This is a genomic window from Pseudomonas sp. YY-1, from assembly GCF_002843095.1.
GTDB lineage: Bacteria > Pseudomonadota > Gammaproteobacteria > Pseudomonadales > Pseudomonadaceae > Aquipseudomonas > Aquipseudomonas sediminis_A.
Genome location: NZ_PJLX01000002.1, coordinates 388,553 through 404,314 on the forward strand (window position 1 = coordinate 388,553; position 15,762 = coordinate 404,314).

The following is a 15,762-nucleotide window of genomic DNA, read 5'->3' on the forward strand; positions in this document are numbered from 1 at the left end:
ATCGGCCACTTTGTGAACAAGAAGCGTGTTATGCAGCTGGTTCGAGGTCTTCATAACCTGCAGCCCCAGGCGCGGGGCTGTGTGGTCACCATCGGTAATTTCGACGGCGTTCATCGTGGGCACCAGGCCATCCTGGCGCGCCTGCGCGAGCGTGCCGCGGAATTGGCCGTGCCCAGCTGTGTGGTGATCTTCGAGCCGCAGCCGCGTGAATTCTTCGGCCCGGACACCGCGCCGGCGCGTCTGACCCGCCTGCGTGACAAGCTCGCCCTGTTGGCCGCCGAAGGCGTCGACATGGTGCTGTGCCTGGCCTTCAACCGCCGCCTGCGCGAGCTGTCGGCTGCCGAGTTCGTCCAGCGTGTGCTGGTTGATGGCCTTGGCGTGAAGGATCTGGAAATCGGCGACGATTTCCGCTTCGGCTGCGACCGCGCCGGCGATTTTGAATTTCTCAAGGCCGCCGGCCAGCGTTACGGCTTCAGCGTCGATGCGTCTACGACTGTGGAAGTGCTCGGTGGCCGGGTCAGCAGCACGCGCGTGCGCCAGGCCCTGGCCGATGGCGATTTCGAACTGGCCGAAGCCTTGCTCGGGCGGCCGTTCCGTATCGCCGGGCGGGTATTGCATGGGCAGAAGCTCGGCCGCCAGCTTGATGCGCCGACTGCCAATATCCAGCTCAAGCGGCGCAAGGTGCCGCTGACCGGGGTTTATCTGGTGAGCTGTGAAATCGATGGCGTGATTCAACCGGGCGTCGCCAATATCGGCGTGCGCCCCAGTGTTGCCGGTGACGGCAGCGCCCATCTGGAAGTGCATCTTCTGGATTTTGCCGGCGATCTGTATGGCCGGCGTCTCTCGGTGGCTTTCCACCACAAGCTGCGTGATGAGCAGCGTTTCGCCTCGCTGGAGGCCCTGAAGGCGGCGATTGCCGCTGATATCGCCGCTGCCCGTGATTATTGGCAGGGCCACCCGCTGATGAAGAGCCACCCGCTGATGAAGAGCCCGAAATGACCGACTACAAAGCTACGCTGAACCTGCCCGATACCCAGTTCCCGATGAAGGCCGGCCTGCCGCAACGCGAGCCGCAGACCCTGCAGCGCTGGAACGAGATTGGCCTGTATAGCAAGCTGCGCAAGATTGGCGAAGATCGGCCGAAGTTCGTCCTGCACGACGGCCCGCCCTATGCCAACGGCAGCATCCACATCGGTCATGCGGTGAACAAGATCCTCAAGGACATCATCACCCGCTCCAAGACCCTGGCCGGTTTAGACGCGCCCTACGTGCCGGGCTGGGACTGCCATGGCCTGCCGATCGAGCACAAGGTCGAAACCACCTTCGGCAAGAATCAGCCGGCGGATCTGACCCGCGAGCGTTGCCGCACCTATGCCGGCGAGCAGATCGAAGGGCAGAAGGCCGACTTCATCCGCCTCGGCGTGCTCGGCGACTGGGACAACCCTTACAAGACCATGGATTTCGCCAACGAGGCCGGCGAGATCCGCGCCCTGGCCGAGATGGTCAAACAGGGCTTCGTGTTCAAGGGCCTGAAGCCGGTGAACTGGTGCTTCGACTGTGGCTCGGCGCTGGCCGAGGCCGAGGTGGAGTATCAGGACAAGAAGTCCGATGCCATCGACGTTGCCTTCCCAATCGAAGATGCAGACAAGCTGGCCGCCGCCTTCGGCCTCAGCGAGCTGAGCAAGCCGGCCGCCATCGTCATCTGGACCACTACGCCCTGGACCATCCCGGCCAACCAGGCGCTCAACGTGCATCCGGAGTTCACCTACGCCCTGGTCGACACCGGCGAGCGTCTCCTGCTGCTGGCCGAGGAGCTGGTCGAATCCTGCCTGCAGCGTTACGACCTGCAAGGTCAGGTAATCGCTACCGCTCCCGGCGCGGCGCTGGAACTGATCCGTTTCCGTCATCCGTTCTACGAGCGTTTCTCGCCGGTGTACCTGGCCGAATACGTCGAGCTGGGCGCCGGTACCGGTATCGTCCACTCGGCGCCGGCTTATGGTGAGGATGACTTCCGCACCTGCAAAGCCTATGGCATGAGCAACGACGACATTCTCAGCCCGGTGCAGAGCAATGGCGTCTACGCCCCGGACCTGCCGTTTTTCGGCGGCCAATTCATCTGGAAGGCCAACCCGGCCATCGTCGAGAAGCTGGCCGAGGTCGGTGCGCTGCTCAAGCATCAGCCTATCCAGCACAGCTACATGCACTGCTGGCGCCACAAGACGCCGCTGATCTACCGCGCCACCGCACAATGGTTCGTCGGCATGGATACCCAGCCGAAGCAAGGTGCGCCTCTGCGTGAGCGTGCTCTGGCAGCCATCGAGCAGACTCAGTTCGTCCCGGCCTGGGGCCAGGCGCGCCTGCACAGCATGATCGCCGGTCGTCCTGACTGGTGCATCTCGCGTCAGCGCAACTGGGGCGTGCCGATCCCGTTCTTCCTGCACAAGGCCACTGGCGAGCTGCACCCGCGCACCGTCGAGCTGATGGAAGAGGTCGCCAAGCGCGTCGAGCAAGAGGGCATCGAAGCCTGGTTCAAACTTGACGGCGCAGAGCTGCTTGGCGCTGAAGCAGCTGACTACGACAAGATCAACGACACCCTCGATGTGTGGTTCGACTCCGGTACCACGCATTGGCACGTGCTGCGCGGCTCGCACGACATGGGGCACACCGACGGCCCGCGCGCCGATCTGTACCTCGAAGGTTCGGATCAGCACCGCGGCTGGTTCCACTCGTCCCTGCTGACTGGCAGCGCCATCGATGGCCACGCGCCTTACAAGGCGCTGCTGACTCACGGCTTCGTGGTCGACGAGAACGGCCGCAAGATGTCCAAGTCGCTCGGCAACGTTGTCGCCCCGCAGGAGGTCAACGACAGCCTGGGCGCCGACATCATGCGCCTGTGGGTTGCGTCCACCGACTACTCCGGTGAGATGGCCGTGTCCAAGGTGATCCTGCAGCGCAGTGCCGATGCCTACCGCCGTATCCGCAACACCGCGCGCTTCATGCTGGCCAACCTCAACGGTTTCGATCCGGCCAAGGACCTGCTGCAGCCCGAGCAGATGCTCGACCTCGACCGCTGGGTCGTGGACGCAGCCCTGCGTTTACAGGAAGAAATCATCGAGGCGTACGCCGACTACCGGTTCTGGAACGTCTACTCCAAGGTGCACAACTTCTGCGTGCAGGAACTGGGCGGCTTCTACCTCGACATCATCAAGGACCGCCAGTACACCACCGCCGCCGACAGCGTGGCGCGTCGCTCCTGCCAGAGCGCGCTGTTCCACATCAGCGAGGCGCTGGTGCGCTGGTGCGCACCGATCCTGGCCTTCACCGCCGAGGAAATCTGGCAGTTCCTGCCGGGCGAGCGCAACGAATCCGTCATGCTCAATACCTGGTACGCCGGCCTGGAGCGCCTGCCGGAAGGCTTCGAGCTGGATCGTGCCTACTGGGATCGCGTCATGGCGGTCAAGGCGGCAGTCAACAAAGAGCTGGAGAACCTGCGTACGGCCAAGGCCATCGGTGCCAGCCTGCAGGCCGAGGTCACCTTGTTCTGCGATGAGGCCAAGCAGGCTGACCTGGCCAAGCTCGGCGACGAGCTGCGTTTCGCCCTGATCACCTCAGCGGCGCAAGCCGCACCGCTGGCCGATGCACCGGCTGATGCGGTAGTGACCGAGGTCGAAGGTCTGAAGCTGAAGATCCTCAAGTCCGCTCATGCCAAGTGTGGCCGTTGCTGGCACTTCCGCGCCGATGTCGGCAGCCATGCTGCGCACCCTGAGCTGTGCGGTCGCTGCGTGAGCAACATCGAAGGCGAAGGTGAGGTGCGCAAGCATGCCTGAGTCCTCGCGTTTCGGGCATCTGCCCTGGCTGCTGTTGAGCGTGCTGATCCTGGTCGTCGATCGGGTGACCAAGGACATCTTCGAGGGCGGGCTGAGCATGTATCAGCGCATCGAAGTCATCCCGGGTTACTTCGACTGGACCCTGGCCTACAACACTGGCGCGGCCTTCAGCTTCCTGGCCGATGCCGCCGGCTGGCAGCGCTGGTTCTTCGCCGCCATCGCCATCGTCGTCAGCGTCGTGCTGGTGGTCTGGCTCAAGCGCCTCAAACGTCATGAAACCTTGCTGGCCGTGGCATTGGCGATGGTGCTGGGCGGCGCATTGGGCAACCTGTATGACCGTGTGGTGCTTGGCCATGTGGTCGATTTCATTCTGGTGCACTGGCAGAGTCGCTGGTTCTTCCCAGCGTTCAACCTGGCCGACACCTTCATCACCATCGGCGCGATCCTGCTGGCGCTGGATATGTTCAAGAGCGACAAGTCCGCGAAGGAGGCTGCGCAATGACAGACGTACGCATCGGTCCGGATAGGGAAGTGACCCTGCACTTTGCCCTCAAGCTGGAAAACGGCGATGTGGTCGACAGCACGTTCGACAAGCAACCGGCGACCTTCAGGGTCGGTGATGGCAACCTGCTGCCTGGTTTCGAACAGGCACTGTACGGCTTCAAAGCCGGCGACAAGCGCAGCGTGCAGGTGCAGCCGGAGCAGGGCTTCGGCCAGCCGAACCCGCAGAACGTGCAGATCATGCCGCGTAGCCAGTTCGAGGGCATGGAACTGTCCGAAGGCCTGCTGGTGATCTTCAATGATGCCGCCAATACCGAGCTGCCAGGCGTGGTCAAGGCGTTCGATGACAAGCAGGTCACCATCGACTTCAACCACCCACTGGCCGGCAAGGTGCTGGACTTTGATGTGGAAATCATCGAGGTCAAGGCGCTTTAGCGCCGTGGCGCCGCTCTTGTAGGGGCGGCTTCAGCCGCGAAGCTCTTGTTGCAGCCTGCACTGATCCCGCGCAGGCTGTACCTTCCGGGAGCGACCGATAGCGTCGTTTCGTTCCTCGATCAATACCGAGACAGCCAGCATGCATATCAAACTCGCCAACCCCCGCGGCTTCTGCGCCGGTGTCGATCGCGCCATCGAAATCGTCAACCGCGCCCTGGAAGTGTTCGGCCCTCCGATCTACGTGCGTCATGAAGTGGTGCATAACAAATTCGTGGTAGAGGATCTGCGTGCGCGAGGTGCGGTATTCGTCGAAGAGCTGGATCAGGTGCCGGACGACGTTATCGTCATCTTCAGTGCGCACGGCGTCTCCAAGGCCGTACGCGACGAGGCCGACCGCCGCGGCCTCAAGGTCTTCGACGCCACCTGCCCACTGGTGACCAAGGTGCATATGGAAGTGGTGCGTTACAGCCGCGAAGGGCGCGAGTGCATCCTCATCGGTCACGAAGGTCACCCGGAAGTCGAAGGCACCATGGGTCAATACGACGCCAGCAATGGCGGTTCCATCTACCTGGTCGAGGATGAGGCCGACGTCGCTGAGCTGCAGGTGCGCAACCCCGAGAACCTGGCATTCGTCACCCAGACCACCTTATCCATGGATGACACCAGCAAAGTGATCGACGCCCTACGCGCCAAGTTCCCCGCCATTGGCGGCCCGCGCAAGGACGACATCTGCTACGCCACACAAAACCGCCAGGACGCGGTCAAACAGCTAGCCAGCGAGTGCGACGTACTGCTGGTCGTCGGCAGCCCAAACAGCTCCAACTCCAACCGCCTGCGTGAGCTGGCCGAACGCATGGGCACACCGGCCTACCTGATTGACGGCGCTGAAGACCTCAAGAGCGAATGGTTCGAAGGCGTGGGTGGCGTAGGCATTACCGCAGGCGCTTCTGCGCCGGAAGTGCTGGTGCGTGGAGTGGTAGAGCAGTTGCGCGCCTGGGGGGCGGTGGGGGAGACGGAGTTAGATGGGCGGCCGGAGAATATTACGTTCTCTATGCCGAAGGAGCTTAGGGTTAAGGCGTTGTGACTAGAGCTTTACTGTAGCGAGTATGAAAAAGGTCGGCATTCGCCGACCTTTTTTATTGCGATGACTTAACGTCGCCAGCAGTCGGCAAGCGTTGCGCCAGCGTCTTGGCCTTTTGCCCCGGTATTACTCAGAGTCAGGGTGCCGCACTTGTCATCCTCCATGCTGCCTGTAGGGACAGCTTCAAGCGAGTAGCTATTCGCTGTGGGGCTGTTCTCGGCGAAGGCCAAATCATAGGACTTACTGCCGCCGTCCTTGGGGGCTGTATCGAAGGGCAGGGTTGGTGCTACGTTGGCGCTGGTCAGGTACCTACCGTTGGCGGTGTAATAACGCTCCATGAATTGAGAAAGCTCCATCAGGGCGGCCTGGGCATCTGCGCGTTTGGTCTTGCGCACATGCTCCTGATAGGACGGATAGGCAATTGCGGCCAGAATGCCAACGATCGCCACCACTATCATGACTTCGATCAGGGTGAAGCCTGAAGTCTTGCGTCTCAGGCTCACACCGTCTGCACGGTTTCCAAGCATCAGTTGTTCCTCACTTCGCGCCAGGAGTGGCGGCCAAAACGTTGCGATCCAGCAACAGGTATACACTGTGGAGTGCCACCGCTGGAACCGGCAAAGCACAGCCATTTGTACAGCGGGGTTACGCCCTTGATCACGCCGTCGTCTGTATCGGAAATGCCCGACCAGGGAATATTTCCCTCCTCACCAATCTGGGTCATGTCGTCGTTATCCAGTTTGCCATCTCCACTGGTGTCGAAATAGGCATAGTTCAGGCGCGAGCCGCTGGATAGGCCCATGGCCATGATGAAGCTGGTGCCGCCAAAGGCGCAGGGGTCGGCCGAGGGAGTCATGGTGGTGAAAATCACCCGGTCGGTACGTAATGTGGCTTTGCTTATAACACGCTCCCCCTTTGCCCCGGTCGCACCGGTACCTTCAATCCAGCCAAGATCAAGATACCAGCCGGTCTGAGTGGTTATAGCGTTGTTGGTAATGGCTCGGACCTGATTGCCATTCACCGTATCTTCTTTGATGACCGCTTGTTTCAGCAGATTCCCGCGACCGTCAATGGGCTGGCCTCTATCAATAATGCCGTAGAAGGTATCGACGGGTGGGCTGTTCGGTATTTCATTATCGCCGTTGCGGTAGAAGCTGCCGGTGCCGAAGAGCACCATATGCTCGCCTTTGTCACTGAATGCTGATGAGAGAGGGGCGGTAATAGCCTGTAAGTTATTACTACTATCCTTGGCGATAAATAGCGGGCCGCTGCTCAAATCGCTAGGTATTCCCCAGCTTGAAGGGTTACTGCTGCTAAGATCGATTCGCCAAAGGTTACCTTGGGTGTCGGCCACGTAAACGCGGTCGGCGACCATGTCATAGTTAGTATCCGAGGCTAATGGAGAACCAAGGTTGCCGGTGGTCGGTAATTCGATTTCTTTGATGATACTGCCGTCAGAGGCATCCAGAATCCAAAGCTTACCGCTTTCTGGGGCGCTGTCGTGGTAGCCGCTACTGACTATTACCCCGAATTTTTCGTTGGGTAGGGCAACTAGAGCCGGTTGACCCATGGTGTAGCCCATATCTGGATGGCTGAACTCCCATTTGACACTACTGGCAGTCATGTTGCCGGGATCCGTTACGTTAAGAGCGAAAACGCTCTTGCCGCCAGCGCCGGTGGTACCGACAACCATCGTCTGCCAACTATTGTTTATATACACATCGGATACACGAGGGGTGCCGTCTACATAGTAGCGATGCGAGTAAGCGGGGTCGGTCAGGCTGATCAGATTTCTGAAGACGCTATTGGGCACATAGGCGAAAAGCTCATTGCCTCCATTCGTGCTGCCGGTTCCCACTCTGGCATCGAATCCATGCAGCATGCCGTCGTTGGCACCCACGATCACCATGGGTGTGCGGTTCTGGTATGCGGAGCTAGCGCGGAAAGTTGTGTAGGCCGAGCCTACCGAGCCGTTGCTGCCCCAGCTCAGGCGTGAATAGCCGAAGTCCTGATTATGTATGAACTGCGGGTCGGAGTTGACGATGTCGCCGAGGCGGCTGCCGCGTTGGCGGAAGGGCTTGGTGCGATCTTCGGTAGTGATTTCATATGTACGGTCACCGCGCAGGTAGGCCAGCCTATTCTGGCCGGTCACATTGCCTGCGTCCGTTGGTAGCGTCAGCAAGGCTTGCTGGCTGCTAGCCAGACTGCCCCAAATGAAGTTGACACCGCTGTTGGCGATAAACTCACCATCTGTACCTGCTGTTGTATCGGGGGTGATGGTGAATATCTTACGGGTCTCTACGTTTGCCCAGTTGTCGAGATTCTGAGCAGCATTCCAGGCCGGATTTTCCTCTACCGCGCCATTACTGCCTACGCGCCGAGCGAGCAGGTCGCCGCTCCAGAAGCGGCTGTCCAGCCGTGACTGGAATACGGCTGTATCGGTTTCCAGACGGGTAGAGTTAGTGGCCAGGGAGGCAGTTGTACTCTGCACCTCGTTGGATATTTGTGCGAATGCCTTTCTCAGGCCTTCGACCATATTGGTTGCGTCACTGGCAACGAAGAAGTTATCAGGACGTTTCTCAGTACCACCGTTACCATCGGTGCCTAGTGCCAGCATATCGCTGGTGGTGTACCACCAGGCCTCATCCAGCGCTGATGTACGGGACAAGGCGGCACCGAAATCGGTAGGCACTTTGAAACCGCCATATTTCGCGGCCAGCCAATACTGGTTATTGGCTTTGCCCTCCAATAGTCGATCTTCACGCACGTCAACCCAGTAAGTGGAAGCGGTCTGTTTCCCCGAAACGTCACTGCGAATATCCGTGGTGTTGGCATAGTAGGCCAGGCCGGCAATGTAGGCAGAGTTACCACGCCCTGTGAATACGTTGCTAGCTGTTTTATTGATGCCTTCCAGATCGAACACCTTTTGCGTATAGGCGTTTACATTCAGGGGGTCGTCCGTATGCGGTAGATTTCTGTCTTCGTGGGTATTTACGTCACCAATGCCCAGAATCACGTTCTTCTGACAGGCATATTGAATAGGGTCTGACCAGTTGGTGATGACGGGGAATTTATCTTTCTGTGCTTCATCCGTTGTGTTCGAGTAAGCGGCAATATTCCCTTGGTTTTTGAAGTAACGGAGAGCTGTATAATAAAGCTCACTGGCAGGGTCGTTGGACTTATGGACGTTGGTTAGTTCGCCAAATTTATTTATGTAGTTGATGACGCCGCTATTGCCTGTTGCGTCGTTGTGCGGATTGGTGTGGATGATGCCGGTCGTCGGGCTCCATTCCGCATCCGGGTTAGTTGATGACCCGGAGACACCGGGTACGCGCATGCTTTGCCCGACGTATTTTTGCTGGGCGCGCAATACGCCACCGTTTCTGCCGTTTCCATCAATGTTCAAGTAGCTGAAGGCGCTATAGCGAATATCATTGGCGTAACGTTGGATAAGCCCTTCAGGCTTCCATACATTGCCATAGCGAACACAGTTGGCCTCAAGCAGTGCCTGACTCTTGCAGACTTCTACCCGTACGGAGAAGTAGGCAGTGCTAGTGCCGTTGGTGATTCTTAGGGTTTTGTTTCTCTGATAGTCCTGAATGGCGGCGCTGACGCTGCCATTGGCGCTGGTTACAGAGCTGCTCAAGGTGCCGCTGGTATAGGGTGAAATGTTAGTGAGCGTGGTGTTCCCTGTTACCGATCTGTTAGGGAAATAGGAGGCTCGGCTTGCACGGGTCGCTTTTTCCAATATTGTCTGGGTTGCAGTATCTACAGCCCTGTAGCCGCCGGTCAGAGCCATGCGAAATGGGTCAATGGTCTGGGTGGTAGCCCAGTTCAGGTAGTTCCCGCTCCATTCCTTAGCGCCGTTACAGGTGCGACTCCAGCGCGTAGGAGTAAAGTATCCACCACCATCGTTGCCACTGATGGCGCCAAAGTAAATGTGTGTTATTTGCTGGCGATTATATTCGTAGCATTTTTCGCTGTCGAAGTAGCCGGTATAGGTGTCGCTATGCCTATAAGTGTTGCTGACATTGGCTACGCTGATGACGGTTGGGAACTCAACGGATGGCACTAGAGCCAAGTTGCCGGGTACATTGCCGCCGCCGAGCAGTAGAGGGGCCTGCGCCACGGTAGCTTGCGCAGGAGTTGCGGCTGCAGCAATGCAACATGTCAGTAAGAAACTGGCGTTGGTTTTCAACGCGTTCAGCATTATTTGGCGAGAATTCATTAGAGAAACTCCGTGAAAAATTGGTCAGGCAAATAGGATCATTGCTCGACCAGGAAGGTGGAGCGGAGTTGGGCTTGGGAGCTGGGGTCGTCGTCGCTATTGGTGTTGAGGCCATAGCCATCTGATTCAACACGCACTAGGGCGCCTTCATCATCGATAGGCGCGCCAGCCTCGGTACTGGTACGGATCTTGGCTAGCAGTGTTATCTCATATTCGGGAATCTTGGCCGTGTTCGGGAAGTCGGTGTAGGAGCCACTTAGTGGTGCTATTTCCAGCGTGGCCAGAGTGCCTGCGAGGAACTTGGCACGAACTTCATCCTCGCCTTTGCGTAGAGCAGCTTCCGAGGCCTGCAGGGCTAGATTGCTATCGCGCATATTGCCTGCCATGTTTTCTTGCAGCGAGGTGCCGCGCATGCTGCTCAGACCGATGATAGTAAGTAGCAGCAGCATGATCAGGGCAACGACCAGTACTGCACCTTGTTGCTGACGAGGGAGGGCGTAAAGGTTATTCATGGCAGGCGGTTCCGAATACTGATGGTGGTGGAGAAGACCTGGGCCAGGCGGCGATTGGCAATGGTGACATCGTCGCCATTGAAGGCGATGACTTGGTCTTCTGGCACGACGTTGGTGTCCGCGCTGACCACCAGCAGGTTGATGCGAACGGCGACGACGTTGCCCCAATCGGTGACGTCGTCGGCTGTTACATAGTCGGTAACCTGCCGGTCAAGCCCGGCAATACCATATTGGATTTGCATGTCCTCTACGCCATCTACTAACTCCTCCGGATCTAACCAGTTTGGGTTGTTATTTTTTACGCCTAGTCGCTGCCTGACGAGCGAATTTGGGCGTCCATTGGAGTTGGCCCGAATGTAGTAGGTGGCGTTTTGCAGAGGCAAGACTTCGGTTATATCAGTGTAGTCATGAGTCCATTCGCTGCCGGCAGCTCTAGCAACTGATGTGGCATTAGTGGCGGCGGTATTCCGAAACAGGTCGCAGGAGATGGCGTCGGAGATCAAGGTGATGGCATGCTGAGCTACCCCAGACGCGTTGGTGCCGAGGTCGATGGTCTGGTTGGTGGCTGTATTGCTGCTGGCTGCGGCCATTTCCTCGGGGCCTGCAGCGAACTTGATGAGAATCGCATCGGTGCCCTCTACGGGGGTGCCAGCAGGGGTATCCGGTAACTGCGCGGGTCTGGTCTCGACATCGTTCCAGCCTTCGATGGGGTCGTCCAAGCGCCATAGCACTTCAGTTACGCCGTGGTTCTTCGGCTCGCCCATGCACTGCCCTTTATATCCGGTATTACGAATATCCTGAGTCAGGAAGTCCATGGCGAAACGGCCGCTTTCCTGTACTCGTGAGAGAGCGTTGTTGGTACTGTAGGTCTGTTTGCTGGATAGAAAAATCTGCAATACGCCAGCGATCAGCAGCAGGCTGAGCGTGATGGCAATCATCAGTTCGACCAGCGAGAGGCCGGACTGGCGGTGCGGGAATGTGTTGATCATATTTCAGTCCGGTAGGTGAACACTGTATTGGCGTCAGCTTCGGCATCGCTCTTTGCAATGCGCCCCCGGTTGTCGTTCCAGCGCACATGGATGGTGACGAGGGTCCCGGTTTTTTCCACTTTGCCAGTGCCTTCCGGCAGTTGCAGTGCCAGATTGTTGAGCCATTCAGCCTTGTCTTTGGCTGCCTGTGACCCCGTGACAGAGTGGCTGCTGGAGGAGGCTGGATAGTCCATCAAGTAATCATTGCCCAAGGCCGCATCGCGGTTGGCGCGCATGCGGTCTGCCAAGTCATAGGCAAACAGAGTGGCTTGTGAGCGCTGATAAGCGCTGTGGTTGCTTTTTACGCTGGTAGCCTGCATTCCGGCTAGGCCGAGTAGCCCTATGGACAGAACGACTACGGCGATAAGAACCTCGATCAGGGTGGCGCCGTGTTGGCGCTGAGGAGCGTTGTGGGTCATTCGCAGGCGCCTTTGGCAAGGGTGGTGCTACCGGTTTGGCTGACTGAGAGAGTACGCCGTTGCTGACCGGTGCAGTTGGAATGGGTAACCGTCCAGTTTGTGACTGCCGAAGCCATGCCATTGCTACGGAAGCTGACTCCTGTATTGGGCCCTGTGATCACAACTCCCTGAGCGGGGTCCCAAACTTTCAGGACGTCGTCGCTGGACATCATTAGCCAACCACCTGCCCAGTTTGTCCCATTCTCACAATCGTCTTGGTCGGCGTTGCTTCGGCACACGATAACGTCGTTGCGGCGCTTGACTGCCTCGGAGCGAGCGAGTTGCAAGCTACCCTGAAGTTCGTTGGTCAAGGCGGAAAGGCGGTTTTCCTGCAGCATGTTGCTAAAGGATGGGGCCGCCAGGCTGATGACTATCGCTAACACAGCGAGTGTGACCATCAGCTCTATCAGGGTGAAAGCGCGGGAGTAATGCATGACCGGTCTCGACAATATCGACCAGTGGAGCATTGCAGGGCACCGGGGGAATATGAAGTGAACGGGGATATCCGGTTATTTCATCGGGGTGAACGGCTTAGCCACGGCAACGGTCGTTATCAGGTGATTTATTGACCATGGTTCTGCCTGTGATGTTGATCACAACGCCACGAATCGCAATGCCCTTATCGCATAGGGTGAAGGTGCCATTGAGGCTGTGAGTCGTGCCGTCCGGTCGGAAACTCATATGGCTTTTTTGACGAAAATTTGTCCAGTTCCATCTGTGACGTGGGTCAATATCCACAATTTTGAGTAGCTGCTCATCTTCATCAAACTGGCCGTTACGATTGGCATCGAGAAAAATCAGGATTCGACCGTGCCAGGCTCGCGAGTCCCGGCAGTTGTCGTCCCCGGCGCAAAGGCTGACCATGGTGCGGGTCTGAATAGCTTGCCCTCGAGCGTAGTTCAGACTTGCATGCATCTGGTTGATTTCGGTGGTGTGGCGGTTTTGTTGGAGCAAAGCGCTGAGCGCTGGCGTAGCGAAGGCAAGTACTATTGCTGAGATGGTCAGGGCAATCAGGGTTTCAGGGAGGGTGAAGGCGTTCTGAGGGCGGGAGCGCATGGCAAGTATCCTTTTGCATTGGGTAGGAGAGCCGTCCTGGCTACTAGTTGGTTTAGTTCACGTTGGTGAAGTGTCAAGCACCTCATCGCCATGTTTTCAAGAAGGAATAGGTGTGGATCGAGCTTTGATTGTGGGTGGCGGTGCAATTGGTCTGCTGTCGGCATTGACCTTGGCGGAGTCCAGACAGGCTGTGCTGCTATTGGAAAAGGCAGACGCAGGTCGCGAATCCTCCTGGGCCGGTGGCGGTATCGTTTCTCCGCTCTATCCCTGGCGCTACAGCGCGGCGGTGACGGCGTTGGCGCATTGGTCGCAGGATTTCTATCCGGGCTTCGGTCAGCGTTTGCTGGAGGACACCGGCGTCGATCCCGAGGTGCATGTCACGGGGCTGTATTGGCTCGATCTGGATGACGAGGCTGAGGCGCTGGCATGGGCTGCGCGTGAGGGGCGTGCGCTGTTGCCAGTGGATATTGCTGAGGCTTATCAGCAGGTGCCCGTTCTGGGTGGTGGTTTCCAGAGCGCCATTCATATGCCGGGTGTGGCCAATGTGCGTAATCCCCGGTTGGTCAAAGCGCTGCGGGCAGCTTTGGCGGCCATGCCGAACGTGGAGCTGCGTGAGCATTGCCCGGTCACTGGTTTTATTCAGGAGGGCGGGCGGATCTGCGGGGTGACCACGGCTGCTGGTGAGATTCGTGCCGAGCGCGTGGTGCTGGCGGCCGGCGCCTGGAGTGGTGAGTTGCTCAAGACGCTTGGGCTGGAGTTGCCGGTCGAGCCAGTGAAAGGGCAGATGATTCTCTACAAGTGCGCCGAGGATTTTCTGCCAAGCATGGTGTTGGCCAAGGGGCGTTATGCGATTCCGCGGCGCGACGGGCATATCCTGATTGGCAGCACGCTGGAATACGCCGGCTTCGACAAGACGCCGACCGATAACGCGTTGGAAAGCCTGAAAGCATCGGCCGAGGAATTGTTGCCTGCACTCAAGGACGCCGATGTGGTTGGGCATTGGGCAGGCTTGCGGCCCGGCTCGCCGGAAGGCATTCCCTTTATCGGGGAAGTGCCCTCGTATCCAGGTCTATGGCTCAACTGCGGGCATTTCCGCAATGGGTTGGTGCTGGCGCCAGCCTCCTGTCAGTTGCTGGCTGATCTGATGCTTGGGCGTGAGCCGATCATTGATCCGGCGCCTTATGCGCCAGCGGGGCGGTTGCACTGATACCTTGTCTGGGGCTTCAGGACTCGGCGCAGGCTGTCTTGATCGCCGGCAAGCCGGCTCCTACACAGGCGTGAGCAGGGTCTTGTCTCAGTCGATACCCAGCTTCTTCAGTCGATAGCGCATCGAGCGGAAGGTCAGGCCCAGGCGCTGAGCCGCCGCCGTGCGGTTCCAGCGCGTTTCTTCCAGAGCCTGCATGATCAGCTTGCGTTCGATGTCTTCGAGGTAGTCCTCGAGGTTGTCGATCTGCGCCAGGCTGGCTTCGCCGCCTTCGTTGCTGGGGCCACTGGCATCTGCCAGGCGTAGGTCGCCGGGCGTGATCTGATCGTCTTCGCACAGGGTGTAGGCGCGTTCGAGCATGTTTTCCAGCTCGCGCACGTTGCCAGGGAAGCGATAGCTCTTCAGCTTTTCCAATGCGTCGGGGTGCAGTTTGGCGGCGGCCAGGCCGGTACCATCGGCCAGACGCGCGAGCATCACCTCAGCCAGCTGGGCGATATCTTCGCGACGCTCACGCAGCGGCGGTACGCGCAGCTCGATGACGTTGAGGCGGTAGTAGAGATCCTGACGGAAGCGGCCGGCGGCGACTTCGGCGGCAAGGTCCTTGTGAGTGGCGCAGAGGATGCGCACATCGACCACCATTTCCTGCTGGCCGCCGACGGCGCGCACGGCCTTCTCCTGAATCGCGCGTAGCAGTTTGACCTGCATCGGCAGCGGCAGGTCGGCGACCTCGTCGAGGAACAGGGTGCCGCCATTGGCTGCCTGGAACAGCCCCTGCTTGTCTTCGATTGCGCCGGTGAAGCTGCCTTTCTTGTGGCCGAAGAACTCGCTTTCCATCAACTCCGAGGGTATCGCGCCGCAGTTGACCGGCACGAACGGTTGTTCGATGCGTGGGCCCTGCTCATGGATCAGGCGGGCAACCAGCTCCTTGCCACTGCCCGATTCGCCGCTGATATAAACTGGTGCCTGACTGCGCGAAAGCTTCAGGATCTGCTTGCGCAGCGACCTCATCGGTGGCGAGTCGCCGAGCAGGCGGCTGTCGACTGGCGTTTCCTCACCTTCGGGCGCACGAATGCGCAGAGCGGTCGCCACCAGTTCGCGCAGGCGGCCGAGGTCCACCGGTTTGGTAAGGAAGTCGAAGGCGCCGGCCTTGAGCGAGTTGATCGCGGTATCCAGGCTGCCGTAGGCGGTGATCATCGCCACAGGAACCTGCGGATGACGCTGCTGGATGTGTTGTACCAGATCCAGGCCGGTGCCGTCGGGCAGGCGCATGTCGGTCAAGCACAGGTCGAACGGCTCGCGCGCCAGCCATTCGCGCGCTTCCTTGACGTTGCGGGCGCTGCGGGTGTCCAGCTTCATGCGTCCGAGGGTGATTTCCAGCAGCTCGCGGATATCGGGCTCGTCGTCGACGATCAGGGCTCTCTGACGGTTCATG

14 protein-coding genes are annotated in these 15,762 nt (G+C 58.9%); 6 read left to right on the forward strand and 8 right to left on the reverse strand.

Translation table 11 applies throughout. The features are described from left to right. Positions 1-30 precede the first annotated feature (30 nt). From ribF to ispH, 5 genes are all read left to right on the forward strand, one after another. Positions 31-999 carry a bifunctional riboflavin kinase/FAD synthetase gene (ribF, locus tag CXP40_RS04540; RefSeq protein WP_106732800.1) on the forward strand — a complete coding sequence of 323 codons (969 nt, stop codon included), beginning with the start codon at positions 31-33 and terminating at the stop codon, positions 997-999. After that, complete coding sequence (ileS, locus tag CXP40_RS04545; protein WP_106732801.1) at positions 996-3,827, forward strand: isoleucine--tRNA ligase; 2,832 nt, start codon at positions 996-998, stop codon at positions 3,825-3,827. Before ribF ends, ileS begins: the two co-directional genes overlap by 4 nt. Continuing rightward, positions 3,820-4,329, forward strand: coding sequence for a signal peptidase II (lspA, locus tag CXP40_RS04550; protein WP_099522419.1), 510 nt, complete (start codon positions 3,820-3,822; stop codon positions 4,327-4,329). Before ileS ends, lspA begins: the two co-directional genes overlap by 8 nt. Beyond that, positions 4,326-4,763: a peptidylprolyl isomerase gene (locus CXP40_RS04555; RefSeq protein WP_106732802.1), complete on the forward strand. Its 438-nt coding sequence runs from the start codon at positions 4,326-4,328 to the stop codon at positions 4,761-4,763. Before lspA ends, CXP40_RS04555 begins: the two co-directional genes overlap by 4 nt. 139 nt (positions 4,764-4,902) lie before the next feature. Beyond that, entirely contained in the window at positions 4,903-5,847 is a 945-nt protein-coding gene (gene ispH, locus CXP40_RS04560) for a 4-hydroxy-3-methylbut-2-enyl diphosphate reductase (protein ID WP_106732803.1), read from the forward strand. Positions 5,848-5,912: 65 nt separating this feature from the next. Here the strand turns inward: ispH and CXP40_RS04565 are convergent, their stop codons facing one another. The 7 genes from CXP40_RS04565 to CXP40_RS04595 form a co-directional block, all read right to left on the reverse strand. Next, positions 5,913-6,371, reverse strand: coding sequence for a type IV pilin protein (locus CXP40_RS04565; protein WP_106732804.1), 459 nt, complete (start codon positions 6,369-6,371; stop codon positions 5,913-5,915). Continuing rightward, on the reverse strand, positions 6,371-10,072 hold the full coding sequence (locus CXP40_RS23910; protein WP_256579235.1) for a pilus assembly protein: 3,702 nt from the start codon (positions 10,070-10,072) through the stop codon (positions 6,371-6,373). Before CXP40_RS23910 ends, CXP40_RS04565 begins: the two co-directional genes overlap by 1 nt. 38 nt (positions 10,073-10,110) lie before the next feature. Further along, positions 10,111-10,584 carry a PilX N-terminal domain-containing pilus assembly protein gene (locus CXP40_RS04575; RefSeq protein WP_106732805.1) on the reverse strand — a complete coding sequence of 158 codons (474 nt, stop codon included), beginning with the start codon at positions 10,582-10,584 and terminating at the stop codon, positions 10,111-10,113. Further along, positions 10,581-11,573 carry a PilW family protein gene (locus CXP40_RS04580; RefSeq protein ID WP_106732806.1) on the reverse strand — a complete coding sequence of 331 codons (993 nt, stop codon included), beginning with the start codon at positions 11,571-11,573 and terminating at the stop codon, positions 10,581-10,583. Before CXP40_RS04580 ends, CXP40_RS04575 begins: the two co-directional genes overlap by 4 nt. Continuing rightward, positions 11,570-12,031: a type IV pilus modification protein PilV gene (gene pilV / locus CXP40_RS04585; protein WP_106732807.1), complete on the reverse strand. Its 462-nt coding sequence runs from the start codon at positions 12,029-12,031 to the stop codon at positions 11,570-11,572. Before pilV ends, CXP40_RS04580 begins: the two co-directional genes overlap by 4 nt. Next, a complete protein-coding gene (locus CXP40_RS04590; RefSeq protein ID WP_106732808.1) occupies positions 12,028-12,504 on the reverse strand; it encodes a GspH/FimT family pseudopilin in 477 nt (158 codons plus the stop codon). The genes pilV and CXP40_RS04590 overlap by 4 nt, the downstream gene beginning before the upstream one ends. 97 nt (positions 12,505-12,601) lie before the next feature. Next, positions 12,602-13,126, reverse strand: a complete 525-nt coding sequence (locus tag CXP40_RS04595; protein WP_106732809.1) for a GspH/FimT family pseudopilin — start codon at positions 13,124-13,126, stop codon at positions 12,602-12,604. A gap of 112 nt (positions 13,127-13,238) precedes the next feature. Between CXP40_RS04595 and thiO the strand changes: the two genes are divergently transcribed. Next, positions 13,239-14,333: a glycine oxidase ThiO gene (gene thiO / locus CXP40_RS04600; protein ID WP_371916928.1), complete on the forward strand. Its 1,095-nt coding sequence runs from the start codon at positions 13,239-13,241 to the stop codon at positions 14,331-14,333. Between the two features lie 87 nt (positions 14,334-14,420). Here the strand turns inward: thiO and CXP40_RS04605 are convergent, their stop codons facing one another. After that, positions 14,421-15,761 carry a sigma-54 dependent transcriptional regulator gene (locus CXP40_RS04605; protein WP_106732810.1) on the reverse strand — a complete coding sequence of 447 codons (1,341 nt, stop codon included), beginning with the start codon at positions 15,759-15,761 and terminating at the stop codon, positions 14,421-14,423. Position 15,762 lies beyond the last annotated feature (1 nt).